Annotated in this window: 7 protein-coding genes; 3 read left to right on the forward strand and 4 right to left on the reverse strand. The window is 66.2% G+C overall.

Annotation, left to right across the window (positions count from 1 at the left end; genetic code table 11):
• Positions 1 to 398: 398 nt before the first annotated feature.
• Together IE277_RS08590 and IE277_RS08595 are read right to left on the reverse strand one after the other, a co-directional pair.
• Complete coding sequence (locus IE277_RS08590) at positions 399 to 611, reverse strand: DUF397 domain-containing protein (RefSeq protein WP_189950100.1); 213 nt, start codon at positions 609 to 611, stop codon at positions 399 to 401.
• Complete coding sequence (locus IE277_RS08595) at positions 608 to 1444, reverse strand: helix-turn-helix domain-containing protein (protein ID WP_189950103.1); 837 nt, start codon at positions 1442 to 1444, stop codon at positions 608 to 610. Before IE277_RS08595 ends, IE277_RS08590 begins: the two co-directional genes overlap by 4 nt.
• Positions 1445 to 2271: 827 nt before the next feature.
• On the opposite strand from IE277_RS08595, the gene IE277_RS08600 reads away from it, so the two are divergent.
• Both IE277_RS08600 and IE277_RS08605 read left to right on the forward strand, forming a co-directional pair.
• Positions 2272 to 2619, forward strand: a complete 348-nt coding sequence (locus IE277_RS08600) for a hypothetical protein (protein WP_189950105.1) — start codon at positions 2272 to 2274, stop codon at positions 2617 to 2619.
• On the forward strand, positions 2616 to 2795 hold the full coding sequence (locus IE277_RS08605) for a hypothetical protein (RefSeq protein ID WP_189950107.1): 180 nt from the start codon (positions 2616 to 2618) through the stop codon (positions 2793 to 2795). Before IE277_RS08600 ends, IE277_RS08605 begins: the two co-directional genes overlap by 4 nt.
• Before the next feature lie 365 nt (positions 2796 to 3160).
• Here IE277_RS08605 and IE277_RS08610 read toward each other — a convergent pair whose 3' ends face one another.
• Positions 3161 to 3328: a hypothetical protein gene (locus IE277_RS08610; protein ID WP_189950109.1), complete on the reverse strand. Its 168-nt coding sequence runs from the start codon at positions 3326 to 3328 to the stop codon at positions 3161 to 3163.
• A 456-nt stretch (positions 3329 to 3784) separates the two neighbouring features.
• Here IE277_RS08610 and IE277_RS08615 point away from each other — a divergent pair, with 456 nt between their 5' ends.
• Positions 3785 to 4789 carry an esterase/lipase family protein gene (locus IE277_RS08615; protein WP_189950111.1) on the forward strand — a complete coding sequence of 335 codons (1005 nt, stop codon included), beginning with the start codon at positions 3785 to 3787 and terminating at the stop codon, positions 4787 to 4789.
• A gap of 216 nt (positions 4790 to 5005) precedes the next feature.
• On the opposite strand, the gene IE277_RS08620 is transcribed toward IE277_RS08615, so the two are convergent.
• The gene (locus IE277_RS08620; RefSeq protein ID WP_189950184.1) at positions 5006 to 5887 is read right to left on the reverse strand and encodes an IS5 family transposase; all 882 of its coding nucleotides are present in this window, start codon (positions 5885 to 5887) and stop codon (positions 5006 to 5008) included.
• Positions 5888 to 6000 lie beyond the last annotated feature (113 nt).

The following is a 6000-nucleotide window of genomic DNA, read 5'->3' on the forward strand; positions in this document are numbered from 1 at the left end:
TCGGGCCCGGAGTGCACCTCGGCGACCGCGTCAGTGTAGTTGGAGACCACCGGAGGAGCGGAGTCTCCAAGCGGGAAGCAGCCGCTCGGATCTTCGTGGGCCACACCATCGATGACTAGAACTCCAGTAGCCGCGTAAGCGGAGTTCGGGACAGTGAGCATGAGTGCCACAGCTGCCCCGAGAGTCCCCAAGGCCGTTGCCATGCGTCGCATTGCGCGTGTACCCCTTCCCGTCGGTGCGGATCGCACTGCGCGCGACACGCTGCGGCCACTTAGGGTATTCAAGCGATAACACGATGCTATCGGTGTCGTCCGTCAAACCACCTGATGGTGTGCCCGCAGGGCAGAAGTCGGCCCCCTCTCTGGCGAGAGGGGGCCGACTCGTGTCTCAGGGTGCGATCAAACGGCGCCGAACTCTCCGGCTGCCTTGACGCCTGCCACGAAGGACGAGAACGCGTCGGTGGGGAAGGCCAGAACCGGACCACTCGGGTTCTTGGAGTCACGGACGGGGACCACGCCGCGCGAGGCGACGAGGTTTGCGGCGACCTCGATGCAGTTGCCGCCGTTGGAGCTGTAGGAGGACTTGAACCAGCGGGGGGATTCGGTCGTCACGGGGTGCCCTTTCGAAGCTGTTCGATCAAGGCCACGGATTCTGTCTGTGACAGGGCTTCGGCCTGCAACTGATGGTAGGCCGATAGCGAGGACAGAACGAACGTAGATTCGCGGTCCAAGTGTCCCCGGGCCTGGGACTCCGCGTACGCGATCATGGACCGGTCCGACATCGTCAGTAGGTTGATCGGCAGGTTGAACGGTCGTCGCTCGCCTATGACATACGGGGCAACCTGAAGATGTGTGTTCGGCAACGCGGCGAAGTCTACGAGGCGTTGTAGCTGATCGTTCATGGCCTCGGTGCCACCGACTGGACGGCGGATGCAGCTTTCGTCCATCACCACAAGCATCGTGGGCGGCCGGGACCGTACTAGCGTTGCTTGCCGCTCTGCCAGGATCGAGACTCTTTCAGCCGCTTGTTCGGGTGTGATGGTGCCCCGGCGAACGTCACCGTCTGCCAGGGCGCGTGCGTACGCGGGTGTCTGAAGCAAGCCGGGAATGATCCCAATCTCAAACAACCGGATCTCTACTGCTCGCCCCTCGTGCCCGACGTACTCAGGGAACCCTTCCAGCAAGGAACCGTGTTGAAGTTCGCGGTACTCGTGCTCGAACGCGTCTGCGGTGCCCTCGATGCCGAACGCCTTGTCTGCGCTTCGTGAGAATCGAAGGGTTGGAGGCTTCCGCCCAGTTTCAACGGCTGAAATATGCACACTGGAATATTCCGTGCGTTCGCCAAGATCATCTTGGGTCCAGCCGCGCGACTCTCGCATACTGCGTAAACGCGCTCCGTAGGCCGCTTGTGGGGACGCGTCTGGGTTCAACTCCTTGCGATTCAAGGGCAGTTCACCAACCTTTCGTTCTCTTCCAACAGGTTGAATGGTTCCCAGCAGTGGGCCACGCTTAACCTCCCGGTAGTCGTAGCACTACGGAGAGGAGTGGCCGTGTCCGGTAAGCGCTATCTCGGGCAATCGAGCGAATCTTCCACGCCCCGGCCCCCGGCTAACGACGTGGTGGAGCTGGAAGCACTCATAGCGGCCGGCGGGTTCTGGCGGCTGGCTCCGGACTGGGTGCCGCGCACGGGCTATGCGAAGCCAACTCGCGCCCTTCTGCGCGCTGTTGAGGATGGGCTCAAGAGGGGGTTGTGAGAGTGGGCAGTGACGCGACGGTACCGGCGCTCCGCATTCCGACCCTTGAGCCTGTGCCTGTGGAAGGTTGCTCGTTCTGTGCTGCTGCCGCACGACAGCGGGAAGCGGCGCATCGGCTGGGCAGCGTGGCGAGCGTTCGCAGTGCCACCGAAGCGATCCGGCAGCATCCGCACCGCCGGGCAACGGATGTGCGGGAGGGAGTGGCGTGAGCGCCGACTTCCCCGACCACGGTGAGCCCCCGATCCGGTCGGCTCTGGTGTGGCCGAAATGCAAGTGCGGTCATCCGAAGTGTCCCGACGCGCCTTCGGCGTACAAGGGTGCCGACGACCGGTCCGCCAGCCCCACCATGGCGCGCTTGCGCCCCCTTGTGGAGCGGGAGAACCGGCGTGCCCGCTGATGGCTGGTGGACGCGTTACGGCGGGCAGCTCGACGCGGCGTCCGGCGTGATCGCGTTCCCGCGCGGAGCACTCCCCCCGTGCCGCATCCCCGAATGCATGCCATGCAGAGAAAGGCGAGAGATGACGTGTGACAAGCGGCTGGACGTGCCCGAAGGGATGCGCAAGGCGGCACTTGACTTCCCGAGTGAGCTGCCATTCGAAGGCGACGACCCGTTGCCGGAAGACGTGACGTGCGAACTCGACAAGCACCCCTTCGGCGACCATGTTGCGCTGCTCCGGGACCTGGGCAACGAGTTCATTGTGTGGGTCACCTGGAAGGCTGACGGGCTGGACGCCGACGCCGACGACATCAAGGTGCAGCAACGTGCGGTCTGCAAGTCGGAAAGCCCGTCACCCGATGGCGAGGATCTTCGCTGCTGGCTGCCCGAAGCACATCGGGGCGGCCACGCTTGGGAACGGTACCTGTGACCAGCGATGACGTATGCGGCGCACAGAGGGCTTTCCGCGATTTTGACGGCAGCGAATTCGTCGTCACGTGCAACCGTGAACCGCACGACGGCCCCGACCACGATGGACCCATTGGCGACCCATTCGACTCCGAAGGCTGGGCGTACTGGAAAGAGTCCGATACCCATGCTGAATGACCTGATGACTCCGCGTCCGGGACCCGTCGACCCCCAACGGTGCTCCGTGTGCGCACAGCTCAGCGTCCTGCTCGGCGAAGCCATCACGTCGGGCGACCACGCGGTAGCGGGAAGCCTCGTACGCGCCGCGCATGACCACATGGTTCACGGCCACCCGCATGACTCACGGACGCTGAGGCGGGCCGATGGCTGATGCGACGCTGTCCGACATAGCGGTCGGCGAAATGGGTGCTGCTGGAGCCGCACCTGCCGAAGATGCGTCGTGGGGCCGGGCGGACGGCGTGGCTACCGGGGGTGGGGGTACGGGGAAGGCTGCGTCTGGTGTACGGGCCGTTCCCCGGAGGGGCCCTGTGAGCCGAGTCGGACTAGAGCAGACCGGAAACGTCCTGGACGGTGGTGGCGAGCCCCGCGAACTCATCGCTGACGAGTTTTGCGGCACCATCGCCGAGGCCCTGGGGCTGGGCACTGGCTGTTGAGGCGGTGAGCGCGACGAGTGCGACGGCTCCCACGATGACTGCGGCGATACGGCGCATGAACGACCTCTTCGAGTAGGTCCGTTGAGTGGGCCGTACCTTCCCGGGCCTCCGGTTCCGCATGCGATGCCGTACTCGTGTGGGTGCCGACGTATCGATCCTCCGCCCTGCTGTTCGTCCCTGCCCGGTCTCGGGCCGGCTTAGGACCTGTCCGATGGGTCGCGGGGGGCGGTCCGGTGTCTACAGCAACGGCCCACGGAGCCGTGGGGCCTCAAAGCAGGTACCAGTGGGGGACCGCGAGCAAGTTGAACAGGCGCGCTCACCTCAACGAGGTGGCATCGAGGCACGGTACGGCCGCAGCATGCCGTTTCCGGTGGGGGACCGCTCTCCCGGGTGACTGCGTGTGCGCTGAACGGGTGCACTCAGTGTGCCGCACGCGATCGTGGCGCGGCGGGTGTCGAGTGTGGGGTCGCTTCATGCCCCCGACGCCCCCTCACCCGGGAGGTCCGCGCCCCGATGCGCCGATTCCTCAAGGCCGCAGCCACTGCCCTGGCCACGGCGGCCTGCCTGACCACCGCCGTTCCGGCCGCTTCCGCCGCACCCCCAGCACCGCGGCATGCTGCCGCCGAAGCCCCGGCTGCTCCGGCTGTTCCGGCCGTGAACCCGTTCGGCACCCTGGGGGTGGTCAGCGTGGTGGCGGCCATTGCCGCCGCGCTGCCGGACCCCGACCGGTCCCCGGCCGGGACCAACGACTTCACCTGCAAGCCCACGGCCGCCCACCCCTACCCGGTGGTCCTCGTCCACGGCACCTTTGTCAACGCCTTCGACAACTGGAGCGGCCTCGCCCCGGTGCTGAAGAACGCCGGCTACTGCGTCTTCGCCCTCAACTACGGTGAGACCAAACCCCACGCCCTGATGAAGGCCACCGGCCCGGTCCCCGCCTCGGCCAAGCAGCTGGCCGCCTACGTCGACAAGGTGCGGGCCGCTACCGGTGCGAAGAAGGTCGACTTGGTGGGCGACTCCCAGGGCGGCGGGCTGATGCCCCAGTGGTATCTGCGTTTCGAGGGCGGCGCCAAGAAGGTGCACCAGCTGGTGGGCATCAGCCCCAGCAGCCACGGCACCACCATCGACGGCCTGGCCCCCGTCGTGGACGAGGTGCTGGACGTCGCCGGGCATGCCGGCAAGCCCCTCGGGCTGGACAGCCCCGCGGCCAAGGACCAGACGGTCGGCTCCCCGGTCCTCCAGCAGCTGTACGCCAAGGGCGACACCGAACCCGGCGTCACCTACACCAACATCGTCACCAAAACCGACATCATCGTCACCCCGTACACCCACCAGTTCCTCACCGCCGGGCCCGGCGCGACCGTGCACAACATCCTGCTGCAGGACGTGTGCCCGCTCGACCTCTCCGGTCACCTGGGCGACGCCTATGACTCCAACGTGTACCAACTGGTCCTCAACGCCCTCGACCCCGCCCACGCGGCGCCGGTGCGCTGCGCCGCGATGCCGATTCCCGTGTAACCCCGATCGACCGAAGGCCAGGCGACACACTGCCGGTCTTCTTGGTGGGGCCCACCAAACACCGGGCCCCACCTGGGCAGTTCAGGCTACTGACGCGCTGCGGCCGACCGTCCGGTCCTCCAGGTGCAGGTAACGGCGGCGCCGGTAGTGAGGGGCCGGGCGGCCGTGAAAACGGCCTCAGCCGCAGTCGACGGGGCGGCTGGGGAGAACGGCGTGTCATGAGCGAAGCCAGAGACGTACAGCAGCAGCCGTCACGGTGCCGTGAAAGACGTACGCCCTCTTGTCAAAGCGCGTGGCAACAGCCCGGTAGATCTTCAACCGGTTGATCAGGCGCTCGACCTCGTTCCTACGGGCATAGCGCGCCGGGTCGAAGCCAGTGGGCCTGCCTCCATCACTGCCACGGCGCTGGCGGTGAGCCTGCTGATCGCGGCGTTCGGGGATGGTGTGCTTGATCTGTCGACTCCGCAGGTAACGGCGGTTACGGCGTGATGAGTACGCTTTATCGCCGCTCAGATGGTCTGGCCGTGTGCGTGGACGGCCGCCGGCCGGACGGGGCACGCGAATGCGTTCCAGGACTGGGATCATCTGCGGGGCGTCCCCCCATTGCCCAGGCGTGATCAAGATGGACAAGGGGCGCAGCCCGCCTTCACCGGCCAGGTGGATCTTCGTTGTCAGCCCGCCGCGTGAACGACCGAGGGCTTCATCGGCACGATGCTGGGAGGGCCGACTACGCTTGCCGGATTTCCGCGGCGCCTGCTTGCGTGCACCGGCGGCATGCTGGTGAGTGCGACACACGGTGGAGTCCACGCTCACCATCGACCAGTCGATGCGCCCTCTCGCGTCGGCATCGGTCAGGACCGCTCGCAGGATCCCGTCCCACGTTCCATCCGCCGACCAGCGGCGGTGCCTGTCGTATACCGTCTTCCACTTTCCGAATCGAGTCGGCAGATCTCGCCATGGGACGCCGGTCCTCAGCCGGAACAAGATCCCGTTGATCACCTGACGATGATTCTTCCAGCGCCCGCCCCGGCCAACGTTCTTCGGCAAGTTTGCCGCCAGCCGAGCCCATTCCTCGTCTGCTAAGTCACCTCGCCCCACGCTGACCGGAACGATCAGCACGCTCAGCGGTCACGCGATTCGCCGGACAGACCCTAGTAGGGCCTGGTCAGGTTCACTCGCCGGTGGCGTGTCCGTTTGATCGCATGTTCCGT

Origin of the sequence: Streptomyces alanosinicus (genome assembly GCF_014650595.1) — a bacterium.
Lineage (GTDB): Bacteria > Actinomycetota > Actinomycetes > Streptomycetales > Streptomycetaceae > Streptomyces > Streptomyces alanosinicus.